We start from the raw sequence: 18,961 nt of genomic DNA, 5'->3' as shown, positions 1-18,961 counted from the left end.
CGGATGGTCTCACTGATAGGTGGGCATGTTCTCGAAGTTGAAGCCGATGGCGGCCAATTGTTCACGACCCTCAGGGGTGATCATGTCCAGGGTCCAACGTGGCGACCAGGTCCAATCGATGCGGAACTCCTCGACCAGGCCCGCCAGGACGCTGGCACACTGATCCTCGATCAGGTCAGTCAACGGGCAGGCCGGCGTGGTCAGGGTCATGGTGATGATGGCCCGTCCCAGTTCGTCGATTTCAATGCCATAGACCAAGCCCAGATCGACCACATCAATACCCAACTCGGGATCGATGACCTGGTGCAGGGCCTCCCTGACATCCTCTGCAGTGGCCCGGCCGATGTCGTCAACTGCCTTCAGAGGGATGGCCTCCTCAGCAGCAGCCTCGGCATCAGCGGCATTCTGATCCGCAGGCTTCTCACCATTGGTGGCTGACACACTTTCCGCGGATTCTACATTCGAACCCTGTCCAGCCGACGCACCTTCAGTGGAAGCTTCAGGGGTAGCTGTGTCAACAGGCTTATCGTCAGACTTGGCCGAATCGGACTTCTTATCCTCCCGGCCATCGACCTTACGCATGGAAGTGCCCTCGGCCGATTTCAGGACTGTCTCCGCGCCCAAGGGATTGCTGGCCAGCGCCTGCGCCGTGCCAGGATCACTGATGGCTCTGCCAACCGAGGCCAGAATGGAGTCCTGTGGCTCGGGAACCAGATTCGTATTGCCGCTCATACCTGCTCCTCCTTCTCACCTTCGCTGCCCTCACGTCCAGCTGACAGGGCTTGGGCTACCGAGGCCTTCATGCCTTCCCAGCCCAGTAGAGCGCACTTGATTCGCATGGGGTACTTGGACACACCCTGGAAGACCATGGCATCGCCAAGAGCGTCCTGGGCCTGCTCATCCTCAAGTCCGGCTCCGCGAGATTCCATGAGCCTGCGGAAGTCAGCAGCCAGGTCCATGGCATGATCAACAGTCTGCCCCTGGACCAGATCCACCATGATGGACAGACTGGCCTGGCTGATGGAACAACCCGAACCCTGCCAGACGATTCGCTGGATGAGGTCGGGGCCGCCCTGCTCGCCAGGCGCCACTTCCACATGGATGGTGGCCTGGTCCCCGCAGGTGGGGTTGAACTGATGGGACTCGGCAGCCAGGCAGGCCTCGTGCTCCACCCGGATGGTCACGCCGTCGCCATCGGAGTCTTCTCCCCCATCAGCCTGATCCCCTACGCGCCCGTGAGGATCACGGGCTGCGTCCAGAATCACCTCCTGGTACATCTGCTCCAGTTCTTCGTCATCCATCCCGAAATCCGCCATGTCCTTAAACCTACCAGTAAGTCTTTGCTAAAACCGTCAATGTGCCGCCGGTGAAGACCCTCAGCCTACTTTGAAGAAGCCGCGAACGCCGGAGACGGCATCCAGCAGGGCATCCGTGTCGGCCACAGTATTGTAGACGCCGGTAGAGGCCCGGTTGGAGGCCATCAGGCCAAAGTGACGATGCACCGGCTGAGCGCAGTGGTGCCCTACGCGGATGGCAATACCACGCGAATCCACATACTGGCCTACGTCGTGGGGATGGACTCCCTGAACGTCGAAAGCGACCGTGCCGATCCGGTCCTCTGGTGTGGTCGGACCTAGGATGCGCACTCCGTCCAACTCCCCCAGCCTCAACAGACCGGCGGTGATGGCCTTCTCATGTTCGGCCACCTTATCCATGCCCAAATCCATCAGCCAATCGGCGGCTACTCCGGCCCCGATCATCTGTGCCACCGGCTGTGTACCGGCCTCGAACCGAGCCGGGGGATCCATATAGCTGGCAGGACGATCCAGATAGGCCAACTCCACCATGGAACCGCCGAATGATGCCGGAGGCAGGGCCTCCAGGAGTTCCCTACGGCCATAGAGGAAGCCCACACCGGTCGGGCCATACATCTTGTGGGCGCTCCAGGCAGCGAAGTCCACATCCATGGCGTGCAGATCCACAGGCAGATGAGGCACCGACTGGCAAACGTCAAGCACCACCAGGGCACCCACCTGATGGGCACGGCGGACGATGGGCTTTATGTCAGTGATGGCACCAGTCACATTGCTGACGTGGGTGACGGCGACCACCTTGGTTCGCTCGGTAATGACCTGGTCGGCGGTATCGGCCAGAACACGGCCTTCAGGGTCCAGATCAAAGTACTTGAGGACTGCTCCGGTCCGATAGCAGAGCTCCTGGAAGGGCAGCAGGACCGAGTGGTGCTCGGCCTTGCTGACCACGACTTCATCCCCGGGCTTCAGCGCAAATCGACGCGCCGCCTTGCCTCCGCGACCCAGACTGGCGTTGCCGAAGGCGGTGGCGAGCAGGTTCAGAGCAGCCGTGGCCCCGGCGGTGACGACAATCTCCTCGCTGCCCTCCTGGCCTTCTGCGCCGACCAGGGCAGCCACACGTGAGCGCGCGTGCTCGAAAGCCATGGTGCTGCGGGCGGCCAGTTCGTGGGCGCCCCTGTGCACCCCGGCATTGTCCTTCAGGTAGAAGTCCCGAACGGCATCGATGACCGCCAGGGGTTTCTGGGCAGTGGCAGCCGAATCCAGATAGACCAGAGGGTGGCCATGCACCTGCTGGTCCAGAATCGGAAACTGCTGTCGAATGCTGTCATCAATGACCATTGCGGACCTCTTCTCTTATCCTCAGGCCAGGGCTGATTCAGAGTCGGCGCCCTCGGGCAGGTACTGGTCGTACCCGGTCTCCTCCAGGGTGTCGGCCAGCTCAGGGCCACCGGTCTTCACAAAGCGGCCATCTGCGAAAACGTGGACGATGTCAGGCTTGATGTACTTGAGAATCCTGGTGTAGTGGGTAACCATGAGCACACCCATGCCGGTATTCTCCTTGGCCCTGTTGACCCCTTCGGAGACGATGCGCAGGGCATCCACGTCCAGACCGGAGTCGGTTTCGTCCAGGATGGCGAACTTAGGCTTGAGCAGCTCCAGCTGCAGGACCTCGGCACGCTTCTTCTCGCCGCCTGAGAAGCCCTCGTTGACCGAGCGCTGGGCAAACTTGGGATCCATGCGTAGCCGCTTCATGGCTTCATTCAGATCCTTGGTCCACTGACGGATGGCCGGGGCCTTGCCGTCGACCTCGGTCTTGGCGGTACGCAGGAAGTTGGTCATGGATACACCGGGCACCTCGACCGGGTACTGCATGGCCAAGAAGAGCCCGGCCTTGGCTCGCTCGTCTGGGGTCATCTTGAGCAGATCTTGCCCATCCAGCAGGGCCTGGCCTGAATCCACCTCGTACTTGGGATGCCCGGCCAGGGTGTAGGCCAGGGTGGACTTGCCCGACCCGTTGGGCCCCATGATGGCGTGGGTCTCACCGGAGTGGACGGTCAGCGTGGCCCCCTTGAGGATCTGCTTGCGACCCTCCTTGGTCTCCACCGAGACGTGCAGATCCTTGATTTCCAATGTGGACATGTCAGTTCTCCTCCAAAACGTGCTGCATCTCTTGATCCTCGCCGGCCGCCAGCCTGCGGTCGATGACCCCCATCAGGTGCCCGGAGACGCTGGGGACGTCAATCTCCTCCACCAGTTCACCGAAGAAGCCTCGAACCACCAGCTTGCGGGCTTCCTGCTCGGGAATGCCGCGGGACTGCAAGTAGAAGAGCTCCTCGTCGTCGAAGCGTCCGACCGAACTCGCATGGCCTGCCCCGATGATGTCGCCGTTCTCGATCTCCAGGTTGGGCTCGGAATCGGCGATGGCCCCAGGGGTCAGAACCAGGTTCCGGTTGAGCTCGTATGAGTCGGTTCCAGGCGCAGTCGGCTGAATGAGCGCGTTGCCCACCCAGGTGGTGTGCGCGCCGATTCCGTCCAAGGCACCCTTGTAGACCACACGGGACTTGCAATTGGGATGGTTGTGCACCACCATGGTCCGGTGCTCCATGTGCTGGCCGGGATCGACGAAGTAGATGCCCAGCATGTTCAGGTCGCCCTGCTCGCCGCCGAAGTCCTGGTCCATGCGCAGCCGCACGACATCGCCGCCCAGACTGACCACAGAGTGGCGCAGGGAGGCCTCGGCGCCCAGATGAATGCGGTGGTTGCCTACATGCTTGCTGCCCTTGTCCCACTCCTGAATGAAGGTGGTCGACATCTGCGAATTGTCACCGATGTCGATTTCAACCCCCTCAGCCAGACGTGCCTGGCCCTGGTGCTCGACCACCAGATCGGCCTTGGTGCCCGCTTCGGCCTTGATCACCAAGTGGAAAGCATCGAGTTCGGGGCCGCCACCGTTGACACGGACCAGCACAGGCTGATCCAGCGTGCCCTTGAGGTTGACCACAGTCGCCTGCTTACCGCTCGCCCACTCCACGGCTGCCGCTCGGTCGCTGGGCTTGAGGACGGTGCCGCAGGGAGCCTGATCCATAGGAATTTGGCTGAAGCTGACCTGATCCGCGGGCGGTTCGGACCCGTCGATCATGGTGACTGAGACCTTGGTCAGACCGCTGGGCTTGAAGACAGTGAAGAACTCCTCCATCCGGTCGATGGGGGTGAACCGCCAATCATCCTGCTTGCGGGTAGGCATGAGAAAGTCATCAGGGTTGAAGGAACGTGGCTCCTTGTCGGCACTGGACGGCATGGTGGCCGGGAAAGCATAGGGATCCTTGGGATCCGCATGCGGAATGGTTATTTCGCTGTTTTGTGACATCAGCCTACCGAACCCTCCATCTGCAATTCGACCAAGCGGTTAAGCTCCAACGCGTACTCCATGGGCAGCTGCCGGGAAATGGGCTCCACGAACCCCCGCACGATCATGCCCATGGCCTCCTTCTCCTCCAGGCCGCGGCTCATCAGATAGAAGAGCTGGTCCTCGGAGACCTTGGAGACGGTGGCCTCATGAGCCATGGAAACGTCGTCCTCGCGAACATCCACGTGCGGGTAGGTATCCGAACGAGAGTAGTCGTCCACCAGCAAGGCGTCGCAGACCACCGAAGAAGAGGACTTCTCGGCGCCTTTGATGATCTTGACCAGGCCTCGGTAAGCGGCCCTTCCCCCGTTGCGGGAGATGGACTTGGAGACGATGGTGGATGAGGTATGGGGTGCCAGGTGAATCATCTTGGCGCCCGTGTCCTGGTACTGCCCCTTGCCGGCGAAGCCCAGGGAGAGGGTCTCGGCCTTGGCGTAGGGCTCGGCCAGGATGCAGGCCGGATATTTCATGGTCGCCTTGGACCCGATGTTGCCGTCCACCCACTCCATGGTGCCGCCCTCGCGCACATAGGCACGCTGAGTGACCAGGTTGTAAACGTTGTTGGACCAGTTCTGGACCGTGGTGTAGCGCACACGTGCATGAGGTTCGACCACAATCTCCACGTTGGCCGCGTGCAAAGAGTCAGTGGAGTAAATGGGTGCTGTGCAGCCCTCCACGTAATGGACGTAGGAACCCTCGTCGGCAATGATCAGCGTGCGCTCGAACTGGCCCATGTTGGGTGTGTTGATACGGAAGTAGGCCTGCAGGGGGATGTCCACATGGACGCCCTTGGGCACGTAGACGAAGGATCCGCCCGACCAGGCCGCCGTGTTCAGTGCGGCGAACTTGTTGTCGTCCGGGGGGATGACCGTGGCGAAGTACTTGCGGAAGAGGTCCGGGTACTCTTTCAAGGCCGTGTCCGTATCCAGGAAGATGACCCCTTGTTTGCGCAAGTCGTCGCGAATGGAGTTGTAGATGACCTCAGACTCGTACTGGGCGGCAACACCGGAGACCAGCCGCTTCTTCTCGGCCTCGGGGATGCCCAGCCGGTCATAGGTGGTACGGATGTCGTCGGGCAGGTCCTTCCAGTCCTTGGCCTGCTCCTTTAAAGGCTTGACATAGTACTTGAAGTCGTCGGCATCGAACCCGCTTAAATCCACGCCCCACTTGGGCATGGGCTTTTCCATGAAGGCCCGATAGCCCTTGAGACGCATCTGCAGCATCCAATCAGGCTCGCCCTTGTCGGCCGAGATGGCCCGGACCACGTCCTCGTCAATGCCCTTGTGGGCATTGCGCCCGGCATCATCGGAGTCGTGCCAGCCATAGGTATAGTCGCCGAACTCGGAGATGATCTGGTCGTCTTTTTTGATTTTTTCTTCGTTGACGCGGGAGCGGTCGGCCACGTACTGGCTCATTTCCACATCCCGCGATGTGTCTGTCCGCTGCGAGGTGCTGTCCACGAGCTGAGACCTCCTAACACACGCACGGCCGCCATATGCGGCCGTTCACACCATTACAGGATAACCGGGACCATAGTGAACCGCCAGACCCCGGCTTACGCTCTCTAAGGAATCCGGCCCTTCCTCTTGACAACAGTACCGATACGGACAATCGCCCGCTTCCCATAAGAGGGAAACGGGCGATCATAGTCAACGTTTTTGAAAACGGATTGACCTCAGGCGGCCTCCTGGCCTCCGTGCTCTAGGCTGGCCTTGACCAGGCCGGCGAAGAGGGGGTGCGGCTTGGTGGGCCGGGACTTGAACTCCGGGTGGGCCTGGGTGCCCACATAGAAGGGATGCTGGTCCTGGGAGAGCTCTACGAACTCGGTCAGCTGCCCGTCCGGGCTGGTGCCCGAGATGTGCAGGCCGGCCTTGTCCAGCCGCTCCTTGTAGGCCACGTTGACCTCGTAGCGGTGGCGGTGACGCTCGGAGATCTCGGTGGAGCCATAGAGCCGGGCCACCAGGGAGTCGGGCTTGAGCACTGCCGGGTAGGCGCCCAGCCGCATGGTGTGGCCCATATCGCCATGGCCGGCCACGATATCCTTCTGTTCCTCCATGGTGGCGATGACCGGGTTTTCGCAGTCAGGCTCGAACTCCGAGGAGTTGGCGTCCTCCAGCCCCAGGACGTGGCGGGCGAACTCGATGACCATGGACTGCAGACCCAGGCAGAGTCCCAGGGCAGGCAGGCCAGTCTCGCGGGCGTAGCGAAGGGCGCCAATCTTGCCCTCGATGCCGCGGATGCCGAAGCCGCCGGGAACCACGATGCCATCCACGCCCTCCAGGGCCTTGCGGGCACCATCCATGGTCTCGCAGGTGTCGGCTGCCACCAGCTTGACCTGGACCTGGGAACGGTTGGCGAAGCCGCCGGCCTTCAGCGCCTCGATAACCGACAGGTAGGCATCAGGCAGGTCGATGTACTTGCCCACGATGGCGATGGCCACCTTGGTACGGGGATTGTGGACTCGGTCCAGCAGGTCCTCCCACTCGTTCCAGTCGACGTCGTGGAAGGGCAACCCCAGCTTACGCACCACGTAGGTGTCAAGGCCCTCCTTATAGAGGATCTTGGGCACGTCGTAGATGCTGGGCGCATCCACGCAGTTGACTACGCCCTCGGCATCCACGTCGCACATGAGGGAGATCTTGTCCTTGATGCCTTGATTGAGCGGCCGGTCGGAGCGCAGCACCAGGGCATCGGGGGCGATGCCCAGCTGGCGCAGGGCCATGACCGAGTGCTGGGTGGGCTTGGTCTTGAGCTCGTGGGCGGCGGCCACGTAGGGCACCAGGGAGACATGGACGAACATGCAGTTGTCCGGGCCGATGTCCCGACGCACCTCGCGGGCGGCTTCCATGAAGGGCTGGGACTCGATGTCGCCCACAGTCCCGCCGATCTCGGTGATGATCACGTCCACATCGTCGCTGGCCTGGGCCCGCATGCGGCTCTTGATTTCGTTGGTCACGTGGGGAATGACCTGGACGCACTGGCCCAGGTATTCCCCCGCCCGCTCCTTACGCAGAACAGACTGGTAAATCTGACCGGTGGTCACGTTGGCCTTCTGGGAGAGGAAGACATCGGTGAAACGCTCATAGTGGCCGATGTCCAGATCGGTTTCGGCCCCATCCTCGGTCACGTAGACTTCGCCGTGTTGGAAGGGGTTCATGGTCCCCGGATCGACGTTGATGTAGGGATCCAGCTTCTGTTGAAGAACGCGGATTCCGCGGCTTCTCAGCAGTCGGCCCAGAGATGATGCGGTCAGTCCCTTGCCCAGTGAAGAAACCACGCCGCCGGTGACGAAAATGTGTTTGGTGATATGCCCTTGCGAATTTCCATGTTCTCTGACCATGGAACTTCAGCCTATCAGGCAGGAGCGACCAGAAACCGGCCAACACTCGAGGAGAACGGAAGGTTTCAGGGACGACTCAGATGCAGGTGGTCAGCCAGGTAGCGACCGGTCACTGAATCAGGGTTGCGGGCCACAGATTCAGGGTCGCCCTGAGCTACGATTCTTCCGCCACGATCGCCGCCGCCCGGACCCATATCGACCACATGGTCGGCGTTGGCGATCATATCCAGATCGTGCTCGATGAAGACCACCGTGGCCCCCTTGCTGACCAGACGCTCCAGCACTCCAATCAGGACGCGCACATCCAAGGGATGCAGACCTGTGGTGGGCTCGTCCAGGACGAACATGGAACCATTCTGCCTGCGGCCCAATTCGTTGGACAGCTTCAGCCGCTGGGCCTCTCCGCCAGACAGGGAGGGAGTGTCCTCTCCCAGGGTCAAGTAGTCAAGGCCCAGGTCTTTCAAGGTCTGCAAGCCTCGGCGAATGGCCGTGTACTCGCGGCCCTGCGCAAAGACCTCCAGGACCCGGCCCACCTCCATGGCCAGCAGATCGGGCAGGCTCAGCGGCTTGGAGTGTGCCGGTGTGGACAGACGGTAATGCTCGGCCTCCGGACGGTATCGACGACCCTGACAGCTGGGGCAGGTGATGGGGATGTCGGGCAGGAACTGCACGTCCAGGCTGATCTGGCCGGTTCCGTCGCACTGGGGACAGCGCAGTGATCCTGTGTTGTATGAGAATGCTGAGATGCCCAGCTTGTCCTTTTTCGCCTGGTCAGTGGCCGCGAAGAGGCGGCGCAACCGGTCCATGAGCCCTGAGTAGGTGGCCACCGTGGAGCGCACGTTGATGCCTATGGGCGAGGAATCCACCAGACGAACCCTGTCGATGCCGGCTGGGTCCAGACTGTGCACATGTTTGGGCATGGGGTCGCCCTGGATGCAAGCCTGCAGGGCCGGGACCAAGGACTCCAGGATCATGGTGGTCTTGCCTGAGCCGGATACGCCGGTAACAGCCGTCATGCACCCACGAGGAATGGCCAGATCCAGAGGGCGGACCGTGTGAATGAGTCCTGACTGCATACGAATCCATCCATCCTCTGCAGGCATAGGGTGACGGTCCCTTACCAGAACCGGCTCGCGTCCATCCAGAAAACCTGCGATGCGCGAGCCCGGGTCTGCAGCGATCCGTTCAGGAGCTCCCTGGGCCAGGATCCTGCCGCCGCGCTCCCCTGCCCCGGGACCCATTTCGATCAGATAATCGGCCGATTCTAGTACCTTGACATCGTGGTCGACGAAAACCACCGAATTGCCATCAGCCAACAGGTCGCGCATGACCCCTATAAGCCCCTCCAGGTTGGCAGGATGCAGACCGGTCGAGGGCTCGTCCAGCACATAGAGCACGCCTGTGGTCTCATTACGCACCGCCCTGGCTAGCTGGGCCCGCTGCCTCTCACCTGTGGACAGGGATGTGCTGGAGCGGTCCAAGGTCAGGTAGCTCAGTCCCAACTGAATCAACCGCCTGCCCATCTCGTCCAGGGTCTTGCATAGGGCCGAAGCCATGGGCTGCATGGGTTCAGGCAGCGTGGGCGGCAACTTTCGTCCCCAGCCCAGCACCTTGTCCAGAGGCCAGGAGGTAACCGCGGCCAGATTGTCCCCATTGATCTCAGGCAGACGCGCTCGCTGGTTGAGCCGGGTACCCTTGCAGTCCGGGCAGGTCCGCTCAGTCAGAAACTTGGCCACCTTGGCCAGTCGCTTGTCATCATTAGCCCTCTTGAGCTCCTCGGTCACGGTCAAGCGTGCGTTGCGGAAAGTGAAGTCCAGCTCGTGAACCCCCTTGACCGAAGTGATGGTGATGTGCTTCTTCTCAGCCGGCCCTTCGAAAACGATCTTCCGCTCCCGATCGGTCAGGTCCCGCCAAGGTACGTCGGTGCGGACTCCGAACTCGCGGACGATGTCTGGCTGGACGTTGAAACCGAAGGTTCGCCAAGGCACCACGGCACCCTGGTCGATAGTCAGACTGTCATCGGGAACCAGGGTGGCATCGTCCACCTCGCGCACGGTCCCGGTCCCCTGGCAGGTAGGGCAGGCTCCCAGAGAGTTGAAAGCCAGCTCCTCAGCGCTGGGAGGCTCCACTTTAGCACCGCAAGTAGGGCAGGCGATGGGTATCTCGGCTGCCACAGCCAGGGTGGGCTCCTGGCGATGGTCATTGGGGCAGACATGGCTGGCCAGCCGTGAGAACATCAGCCGAAGTACGTTGAGTAGCTCGGTGGCGGTGCCGAAAGTGGAGCGCATGCCTCCCACGCCCGGCCGTTGACGCAGAGCTAAAGCCGGCGGCAGAAAGCGCACCGAGTCCACCTGGGGGCGCTGGGCCTGGGTCATCCGCCTCCTGGTGTAGGTGGATAAGGATTCCAAATAACGCCGGGACCCCTCGGCGTAGAGGACCCCCAGAGCCAGGGAGGACTTGCCGGAGCCCGAGACCCCGGCAATGCCCACCAAGTGATTCAAAGGAATGTCGACATCCAGATTGTGCAGGTTGTGGACCCTGGCGCCGCGGACAAGGATGGCCTTGGGCGGTGCGGAGAGTTTCTTGCCGGTCTCTCCACTCTCACTCATGCGCTCTCCAACAGATGGGCCACAGCTTCCAGGGCAAGCCGGTAGCCATAGAAGCCCATGCCGGTGATGGTGCCGGTGGCCACCGGTGAGATGACGCTGCGTCGGCGGAAGGCCTCCCTGGACGAAGGATTGGAAATATGAACCTCCATCAGCGGCAACCCTGCTTGGGTGACCTGAACGGCGGCATCGGCAAGCCCGTAGCTGTAGTGGGTGAAAGCCGCCGGGTTGAGCACCACTGCGCTGCCCTGGTCCACGGCCTGATGCATCCAGCGAATGACCTGGCCTTCGTCGTCCGATTGCAGCACCTGGACATCCAGACCCAGTTGCTGACCCCAGTCTTCGCAGTCACGGGTCAGAGTAGCCAGATCCTGACGACCGTAAACATCAGGGTCGCGCACTCCCAGCCGACCCAGGTTGGGTCCGTTGACCACCAGAACCGTCTGCCTGCCCTTGTCGGCATCCGCCATCTGTCATTCCTCCTTGCGTATGGCCTGGAAGGCCTCCTTGAGCGCCGAAACCGGCGGGTCGTCCAGGTGGGTGGGTTCGCCCAAACCATCAAGAATGATAAACCGCAACTTGTTGCCGCGGGCCTTTTTGTCCCTATGCATGAGCGCCAGTACCTGGTCGAAGTCTCCCCCATTCCACCAGGTTCGCAAGCCTAGGGAGGAAAGAAGCCGCCGGTGGTAGTCGACCGCATCCTGATCCAGGTGGCCGGTGATCCTGGCCAACTCGGCTGCGAAGACCATGCCCACGGACACGGCCTGACCATGCCGCCAGGTGAAGTGTTCGATCTTCTCGATGGCGTGGCCCAGGGTGTGACCATAGTTGAGGAACTCCCGCAAGCCGGATTCCTTGAGGTCCACTGAGACATGCCGGGCCTTGACCTCTACGGTGCGTTCAATCAGATCCTGGACCACCGTGCCCAACGACTGGTCGGACTCCTGCCCATCGAAGGAACGAAGGGAGTCGGCCCGCTCCTCAAGTTCACTCAGAATGCCGCCGTCCATGATGAAACCAGACTTGGCCACCTCGCCCAGGCCCTCTACAAAAATCTCATTGGGCAGGGTCCGCAGGGTTCGCAGATCAGCCAGGACACCGGCAGGGGTATAGAAGCTGCCGACCAGATTCTTGCCCTGCTCCAGGTTGATGCCGGTTTTGCCTCCGGTAGAGGCATCGACCATGGCCAGCAGAGAGGTCGGACAGTTCACATAACGGATACCTCGCATCCAGGTGGCGGCGATGAACCCAGCTTGGTCTGTAGCCGCTCCCCCACCTAGTCCTACAACCGCGTCGGAACGGGTGAAGCCCTCGGTGGCCAGGCGCTCCCAGATACCCTGGCTGACCTGAATGGTCTTGCCGGCCTCCGCATCGGGAATGGTCAGATCCACGACCTGATACCCGGCCTGACGGAGGAGGGCCCTGGCATGGTCGGAATGGCGCTGGACGGGCTGGGTGTGAATCAGGGCCACGCGCATGGCCTGGTCTCCAAGCATCTCATGCAACCGCCCGGTCACTCCTGCACCGATCCTGACATCGTAGGGGTCGGGACCGCTTACGTGAACCACCCGCTCAGTCAAGGCATCGGCCAGACGACGGGCCAGGGCCCGGGGGGTGGTGTTCCTGGATTTGAGGGTGATGGTGGCCAGCTCCTGGTAGACGCTGCGGCGCTCACGATAGAGGGCCATCCAGCGCTCCGATGCGGCACCGCGAAGAAGGGGGCGATGATCCGACCGAACCGCCCGACTGACCCCCTCCTCCGGGTCGATCTGCAGGTAGACCACAGCTCCGCCTGCCCGCCGATATTCCTGCAGCGCCTGAAAGACCTCGGTGCTCATTGGAGCACCTCCTCCCAAGGACAGGATTCCACCGGAAAAGTCCTTCAGCAGGTCCAGTATCACCCCGGTCTCCATGTCTCGGAAAGCCTGCTCGCCCTGAGCGTCGAAGATCTCACTGACCGATTGGCCTGCCTCTTCCTCAATGCACTGGTCCGTGTCCCGGAAGGGCGCTTTGATCAGGGTGGCTGTCTCCCTGCCCAGACGGGTCTTGCCCGCACCGGGCATGCCGATGACGACGGCCTTGGGCATGCTGTTGCTTTCAATCATGCAAGACCGCCCCTCACCGCAGATGCTCGGGCCAGGACTGAAGGTAGGCCTGGGCATTGCGCCGAACCTCTTCGAGCGAGTCGCCGCCGAACTTCTCCAAAGCGAATCGCGCCAGGGTCAGGTTCATCATAGCTTCGCCGATCACTGCAGCGGCAGGCACGGCGGTCACATCGGAACGCTGATGGATGGCCTGGGCAGGCAGTCCGGTGGCCACATCCACCGTACGCAGAGCCCGCGGCACCGAGGAGATGGGCTTCATGGCGGCCCTCACCCTAATGGGCTGGCCGTTGGACGTGCCACCCTCCAGACCGCCTGCATGGTTGCTGAGCCTGCGAATGGTGCCGTCAGGACCGGGCTCCATTTCGTCATGGGCCTGCGATCCTGGACGATCAGCCTCGCTGAATCCGTCGCCGATCTCCACGCCCTTGATGGCTTGAATGCCCATGAAGGCGCTGGCCAGGGCCGCATCCAAACGCCGGTCGTCCTCCACATAAGTGCCCAAGCCCGCAGGCACGCCATAAGCGATGACCTCGAAGACCCCACCAGCGGTGTCGCCGTCCTTCTTGATCTGATCGATTCTGGCCATCATCCGCTTCTCAGCGTCCTTGTCCAGAGTCCTGACCGGCGAGGCATCCAAGGCGGGTGCGTCCTCAGGGCCGGGCGTGACTTCATGACCCTCCAAGCCGACACCGGCTATAGAGATGACATGGGAGACAGTTCGTATGCCCAAGGCTTGCTGCAGGAAGTCGGCAGCCACCGATCCCAGAGCAACCCGGGAGGCAGTCTCCCTGGCCGAGGAACGCTCAAGTACCGGACGCGCATCTGTAAACCCATACTTGCGCATACCGGTCAGATCGGCGTGGCCGGGTCTGGGCCTGGTCAGTGGTGCATTACGACCGGTGGCCGGAGGCTCCTGATCGGCAGGCAGCTCGTCCACACTCATCACCTGCTCCCACTTGGGCCACTCAGTGTTACCGATCTCGATGGCCACTGGCGAACCGAGCGTCCGTCCATGCCTGACACCGGTCAACAGTCGCACCCGGTCCTGCTCAAAGCCCATCCTGGCCCCGCGACCATAGCCCAACCGGCGGCGAGCCAGGGCTGATTCAATATCCTTGGTGGACACGGCAACCCCGGCGGGCAGACCCTCCAACATGGCCACTAGGGCCTCTCCATGGGATTCCCCTGCCGTCTGCCAGCGCAACATATTCAAGCTCCTCGTTCGTTCATCGTTTGCCAGGTTAGGGCTACGTATGATTATCTTAGAAGATGGTCTACCTCATCCCAGCACCTGGACTGCTGACCGCCCTCCTCCTGGCCCTGATCGACATCCGCTCCCGGCGAGTCCCACGTCTTCTGGTGCTCTTGGGAATGGTGTTGCAGACCGTGATCCTGCTGGCATTTGCGCTGATCCAAGGTCGGCCGATGCTGCTCGCGCAGTGCCTGCTATTGACTCTGACCTCTGCAGGCCTTCAGTTTTTGCTGGCCCTGGTCCGACCCGGCGCCCTGGGACTGGGCGACGTGACCGCCACGGGTCTGGTCGCCCTGAGCCTGTCAGTTCTGGGATGGACAACCATCCTGGTTTGGTGGTTGATGATGGGGCTGCTGGGACTGGTCGCGCTGGCTTTGGTCTGGTTGGCACGCCGCCGCAGATCAGACAGAACAAACACCCCACTCTCGCTGGCCTATGTCCCGATCATCCTCGCCGCAGCGGTAACGGCCTTAATAATCAATGCCTTCTAATGCCGTATGCATCTAGTTGACAATTGAGACCTTGAAATCCAGGGAAAAAGCGCTACTCGCCCTGCTGGTTGTGCTGGGACTCCCAGGCCTTGTACTCCTTGACATCCCGGTTGAACTGATCCTGGTTGTCGCTGAACCTGGTCTCTCCTGTATCCATGTTCACAGTGACGAAATAGAGCCAGTCGCCCGACTCAGGGTGCATGACTGCTTGGATGGCCTCATCCCCAGGGCTGCCGATGGGGCCTGGAGGCAGACCCGGATGGACCCTGGTGTTGTAGGGGTCATCGGCGTTCTTCAACATGGCATCGGTCAGCTTCAAGGCGGAGACATTGTTGGAGTATGCCACGGTGCTGTCCATGCCCAAGGGCATCCCCTTGGCCAATCGGTTTTCTATGACCCGGGCCACCTTGCTGTAGTATTCCGACTTGTTGACCTCGGCCTCGGTGATGGAGGCCGTATTGAGTATGGTCTGCCGATCCTGACCACCGGGCACGCCCAACTGGTCCAGGTGCTCGATTCGCTTGGACACCAGATTGCTCAAAATGGCCTTGGCCGACCCGGCTTTGCGCACGTCGTACTCGCCAGGTTGCAGCCACCCCTCGAAGTTGCCCTGTGCCTCCTGGGGCAGGATGCCCTCGCCCTTGGCTTGAATCAGGGTGTCGAATTCGCTCTGCGGAACACCGGAAAGCTGGGCGGCCCGGGCGACCACGTCGCGGACCCGTTCGCCGGCCCGCACCTGCAGGAAGCCTCCAGCCTTGCTGCTGTCAGTCAGAATGGCAACCACATCCGAGGCCTTCATCCGCAAACGCAGATCGAAAACGCCGGGCAGAAGCCTGGATTCGGACTGGGTACTGGTGATGGCGTGCAGGAAGGCTGCCGTGGACTTGACCACCCCGGCCTTGACCAAATTGGCACCCACCTGATCAGCACCCTGACCGCTCTCGACAGTAAACTCCAGCGGCTGTCCGCCGGGACCTGGATAGTCAGGGGCGACCTCCTTGGTGGCTACGATCCTAGGGGCGCCATGACGCAGCCCGCCTACCAGAATCACTACGCATGAGGTGGCCAGCACAACAGCCAGGGCGATGATAACGATCATGATCTGCTTGCGATGCTTGCGCCTTTCGCGCCGACGGCGCATTTCACGGCGCGAATGAGGAGGACGCGGCGGCATGGCGGAAACCGGGGCCTGCCCATCGGTAACCCACTGAACTTTGTTCTGGAAGAATTCCTGCATGTCGTCGGCCAATTAGCACTCCTTGTCGGCACGTTGGTCGTCCAGGGCCGACTGCAACAGCACAACAGCGGACTGCTGATCGACCACGGGACGATGTCTTCGCCCGTCCACGCGGGCATCATATAGCTGACGATGGGCGCTGACGGTCGTCAGTCGTTCGTCTCGCAATACTACACTGGGCAGCTGCTCAGGGGCAATGTCGGCATCCTGGGCGGCCTCCTGCAGGCGTCCAGTCAATGCACGCACCCAACGGGCCGCCTTTTTTGCGCTGCGACCAGCCTGGCCGCTCAGAAGCAAGGGGTGTCCGACTACAACCTTGGAAACACACTTGTCCATAATCAGGTCTTCCACCTGGTCCAGGGCTTGGAAGTAGTCGCCCTGAACCTTGATGTTGCCAGCGGGAAAGGCCAGGGTCAGCTCCGGGTCCGACAGGGCCAGACCCACCCTGGCCTCACCAAGATCCACCCCCAGCCACACGGCTGTCTGTGATCCCACGGGAAGCTCAGCCTTCTTGGACCTGATCACTCAGGGCTTTCAAGGCCCGATCGATGGCCGAGGCATCCTGGCCGCCACCCTGGGCAAAGTCAGGCTTGCCCCCACCGCCGCCTCCCAGGACCTTGGAAGCCGTCCTGACCAAATCGCCGGCCCTGAGACCGCGGTCACGGGCCGCCTGGTTGGTGGCTACGAAGATGACGGGCTTGCCATCCTCGCTTACACCGGCCAGTGCGACCACAACCGGGTACTCCTCGCCCATGCGGGCCCGCAGGTCGGTCACCGTCTTGCGCAGAGCATCGACCGAGCCGAAATGTCCCATGTTCCGGGATGCAACCTTGACCTCGCCCGGGGCATGCAAGGCCTGGTTGGCCAGTTCGGGCACAGCCTGGGCCATCTGCTGCTCATAGGTGGCCGCCAGTCGGCGGTCGGACTCCTTGAGCTTGGCCAGCAGGGCCGAAATCCTTGACTCAAGCTCGTCAGGGCGGGCGTTGAGCTTGTCGGAAAGCTGAGAGACCAGGGCGTGCTCACGGGCGTTGTACTCGTAAGCGCCCTGGCCCACCACGGCATCCACACGACGAACACCGGTACCCACCGAGGCTTCGGACATGATGGAGACCGCACCGATCTTGCCCACGTGATCCACATGGGTTCCCCCGCAGAGCTCACGGCTCCAGCCGTCCTCGCCAATGGAGACCACACGGACCACGTCGCCGTACTTCTCCCCGAACAGATGCATGGCGCCCAGGGCGATGGCATCGTCATACTTCATCTCCTGCGCGGTCACGGCCAGGTTGTCCCGCAGGCGGTCGTTGACACGGGATTCCACCGCATCCATGGCCTGGCGGCTGGGAGCTTGCGACCATTGGAAGTCGAAACGCAGCCTGTTGGGTGCATCCTCGGAACCGCGCTGCGTGGCCTGGGGACCCAGTTCCTCTCGCAGAGCCTTATGGACCATGTGCGTGGCGGTGTGCGAGCGGGCGATGGCGCCGCGCCGGTTCCGGTCGATGGTGGCCGTGACCTTGGCCTGCAGGATCAGCGTTCCTTCAGTCAGCCGGCAGCGGTGGATGGTCAGCCCTTTGATGGGCTTTTGCACGTCGTCCACCTCCAGGACGGCTCCATCGTCGGTCAATATCTCACCCTGGTCGGCCAGCTGGCCGCCGGCCTCGGCGTAGAAGGGCGAGCGGTCCAGAATAACCTCAACCTGAGCAGGTGCCTTGACAGCCGGAACCGCCCCCTTGCCCTCCTGGATGATGCCCAGGACGGTCGAGCGGCTGGAGAAGTCGGTGTAGCCCAGGAAGACCTGAGGCTCGTCCAGACTCTTGCGCATATCGTCGTAGACACTCAGATCGACGTTGTGCCGCTTCTTCATGGCATCGGCGCGGGCCCTGGACTTCTGCTCATTCATGAGCTTTCGGAACTCGTCCTGGTCCACCTTGACACCCTGCTCGGCAGCCATCTCCAGGGTCAGCTCGATGGGGAAGCCGTAAGTGTCATGCAGGGTAAAGGCATCCTTGCCCGAAACCTCGGGGTCGCCCTTCCCGCTCTTGGCCTTGTTGACGGCCGTATCCAAAATGGTGGTCCCCTTGTCCAGGGTCCGGCGGAAGGCCAGCTCCTCGCCATAGGCCGATTCGGCCACCTCGGAGAAGGTGTCGTTGAGCTCTGGGTAGCTGGGAGCCATGGCCTCCTTGGAGACCGGGAAGAGCTGGGGCAGAACCTCCTGGTCCACGCCCAGCATCTTCATGGAGCGGATGGTCCGGCGCAGCAGACGACGCAGCACATAGCCACGGCCGACGTTGCTGGGACGGACGCCGTCGCTCATGATCATCAAAGCCGAGCGAACATGGTCAGCCACCACACGGAAGCGCACGTCATCCTGGGCGTCATCGCCGTAGTGCCGAGCGGACAGACCTTCGGCCGCCTGGATGACGGGATAGACCTCGTCGGTCTCGTAGATGTTCTGCTTGCCCTGAAGCAGGTAGGCCAGGCGCTCCAATCCGGCGCCGGTGTCGATGTTCTTGTGCTCCAGCTCGCCCACGATGTGCAGGTCGGTCTTGGAGCGGACGTTGTCCACCTCGTAGTTCTCGAAGACCAGATCCCATATTTCGATGTACCGGTTCTCATCGGCCGAGGGGCCGCCCTCCTTGCCATAAGCAGGCCCACGGTCCACATAGATTTCAGAGCAAGGGCCGCCAGGGCCGGGGCCGCCGGTGGTCCAGAAGTTGTCCTCCATGCCCAAAATTTCCATGTGCTCGGGGTCGAAGCCCTCGTTTTTCCATAGGGAGCGAGCCTCGTCATCGTCGGTGTAGGTGGTCACCCAGATCGTATCGGGGTCGAAGCCGTAGCCGCCCTGGTCCTGGGGCTTGGTCAGCAGGTCCCAGGCGTAGTGGATGGCCTCCTCCTTGAAGTAGTCCCCAAAGGAGAAGTTGCCCAGCATCTGGAAGAAGGTGCCGTGACGGGTGGTCTTACCCACCTCGTCGATGTCCAGAGTGCGCACGCACTTCTGGTTGCTGGCCATCCGGCTCTTGGGCGGGGTCTGTTCCCCCAACAGGTAGGGGATGAAGGGGACCATGCCGGCGATGGTGAAGAGCGTGGTGGGATTGGGCGAGATCAGGGATGCGGATGGGACCACCAGATGATCCTTGCCCTGGAAATAATCGAGGAAACGCTTGGCGATTTCCGATGTGCGCATGCTGCTTCTGCTCCTTCAGACCCGGTG

The 18,961-nt window shown here is 61.9% G+C and carries 15 protein-coding genes; 1 reads left to right on the top strand and 14 read right to left on the bottom strand.

All coding sequences use genetic code 11. From position 1 onward, the window contains the following. Window positions 1–9: 9 nt before the first annotated feature. The 11 genes from H3T90_RS09010 to aroC all read right to left on the bottom strand — a co-directional run bounded on the left by H3T90_RS09010 (window position 10) and on the right by aroC (window position 13,977). Window positions 10–732, bottom strand: coding sequence for a metal-sulfur cluster assembly factor (locus H3T90_RS09010; RefSeq protein WP_046322967.1), 723 nt, complete (start codon window positions 730–732; stop codon window positions 10–12). Continuing rightward, window positions 729–1,316 (bottom strand): Fe-S cluster assembly sulfur transfer protein SufU, encoded by a 588-nt coding sequence (gene sufU, locus H3T90_RS00710; RefSeq protein WP_046322968.1) that lies wholly within the window; start codon window positions 1,314–1,316, stop codon window positions 729–731. Before sufU ends, H3T90_RS09010 begins: the two co-directional genes overlap by 4 nt. 60 nt (window positions 1,317–1,376) lie before the next feature. Beyond that, window positions 1,377–2,651: a SufS family cysteine desulfurase gene (locus H3T90_RS00705; RefSeq protein WP_198229284.1), complete on the bottom strand. Its 1,275-nt coding sequence runs from the start codon at window positions 2,649–2,651 to the stop codon at window positions 1,377–1,379. A gap of 21 nt (window positions 2,652–2,672) precedes the next feature. After that, on the bottom strand, window positions 2,673–3,452 hold the full coding sequence (gene sufC, locus H3T90_RS00700; RefSeq protein WP_029678566.1) for a Fe-S cluster assembly ATPase SufC: 780 nt from the start codon (window positions 3,450–3,452) through the stop codon (window positions 2,673–2,675). Between the two features lies 1 nt (window position 3,453). After that, entirely contained in the window at window positions 3,454–4,680 is a 1,227-nt protein-coding gene (sufD, locus tag H3T90_RS00695; protein ID WP_198190842.1) for a Fe-S cluster assembly protein SufD, read from the bottom strand. Next, entirely contained in the window at window positions 4,680–6,134 is a 1,455-nt protein-coding gene (gene sufB / locus H3T90_RS00690) for a Fe-S cluster assembly protein SufB (protein ID WP_081581024.1), read from the bottom strand. The genes sufD and sufB overlap by 1 nt, the downstream gene beginning before the upstream one ends. A 260-nt stretch (window positions 6,135–6,394) precedes the next feature. Next, window positions 6,395–8,059 (bottom strand): CTP synthase, encoded by a 1,665-nt coding sequence (locus H3T90_RS00685; RefSeq protein WP_046322971.1) that lies wholly within the window; start codon window positions 8,057–8,059, stop codon window positions 6,395–6,397. Between the two features lie 65 nt (window positions 8,060–8,124). Next, window positions 8,125–10,668 carry an excinuclease ABC subunit UvrA gene (locus H3T90_RS00680; RefSeq protein WP_198229283.1) on the bottom strand — a complete coding sequence of 848 codons (2,544 nt, stop codon included), beginning with the start codon at window positions 10,666–10,668 and terminating at the stop codon, window positions 8,125–8,127. Continuing rightward, entirely contained in the window at window positions 10,665–11,135 is a 471-nt protein-coding gene (aroQ, locus tag H3T90_RS00675; protein WP_198190845.1) for a type II 3-dehydroquinate dehydratase, read from the bottom strand. Before aroQ ends, H3T90_RS00680 begins: the two co-directional genes overlap by 4 nt. A 3-nt stretch (window positions 11,136–11,138) precedes the next feature. Continuing rightward, entirely contained in the window at window positions 11,139–12,770 is a 1,632-nt protein-coding gene (locus tag H3T90_RS00670; protein WP_198229282.1) for a bifunctional shikimate kinase/3-dehydroquinate synthase, read from the bottom strand. A 13-nt stretch (window positions 12,771–12,783) separates the two neighbouring features. Next, the gene (gene aroC / locus H3T90_RS00665; protein WP_046322975.1) at window positions 12,784–13,977 is read right to left on the bottom strand and encodes a chorismate synthase; all 1,194 of its coding nucleotides are present in this window, start codon (window positions 13,975–13,977) and stop codon (window positions 12,784–12,786) included. Between the two features lie 62 nt (window positions 13,978–14,039). Between aroC and H3T90_RS00660 the strand changes: the two genes are divergently transcribed. After that, window positions 14,040–14,513: a prepilin peptidase gene (locus H3T90_RS00660; RefSeq protein WP_198229281.1), complete on the top strand. Its 474-nt coding sequence runs from the start codon at window positions 14,040–14,042 to the stop codon at window positions 14,511–14,513. Window positions 14,514–14,565: 52 nt separating this feature from the next. Here the strand turns inward: H3T90_RS00660 and mltG are convergent, their stop codons facing one another. Genes mltG through alaS form a run of 3 tightly spaced genes read right to left on the bottom strand, consistent with a single transcriptional unit; the run spans window position 14,566 to window position 18,934 of the window. Further along, window positions 14,566–15,762 carry an endolytic transglycosylase MltG gene (gene mltG, locus H3T90_RS00655; RefSeq protein WP_232339342.1) on the bottom strand — a complete coding sequence of 399 codons (1,197 nt, stop codon included), beginning with the start codon at window positions 15,760–15,762 and terminating at the stop codon, window positions 14,566–14,568. After that, a complete protein-coding gene (ruvX, locus tag H3T90_RS00650; RefSeq protein WP_082097851.1) occupies window positions 15,763–16,245 on the bottom strand; it encodes a Holliday junction resolvase RuvX in 483 nt (160 codons plus the stop codon). It abuts the gene before it with no gap. A gap of 7 nt (window positions 16,246–16,252) precedes the next feature. Continuing rightward, window positions 16,253–18,934 (bottom strand): alanine--tRNA ligase, encoded by a 2,682-nt coding sequence (gene alaS / locus H3T90_RS00645; RefSeq protein ID WP_198190847.1) that lies wholly within the window; start codon window positions 18,932–18,934, stop codon window positions 16,253–16,255. Window positions 18,935–18,961 lie beyond the last annotated feature (27 nt).

This window comes from Bifidobacterium polysaccharolyticum (assembly GCF_016101585.1).
Lineage (GTDB): Bacteria > Actinomycetota > Actinomycetes > Actinomycetales > Bifidobacteriaceae > Bombiscardovia > Bombiscardovia polysaccharolytica.
Note: the sequence above shows the minus strand (reverse complement) of the source record. Positions and strands in the feature narration are given on the sequence as shown.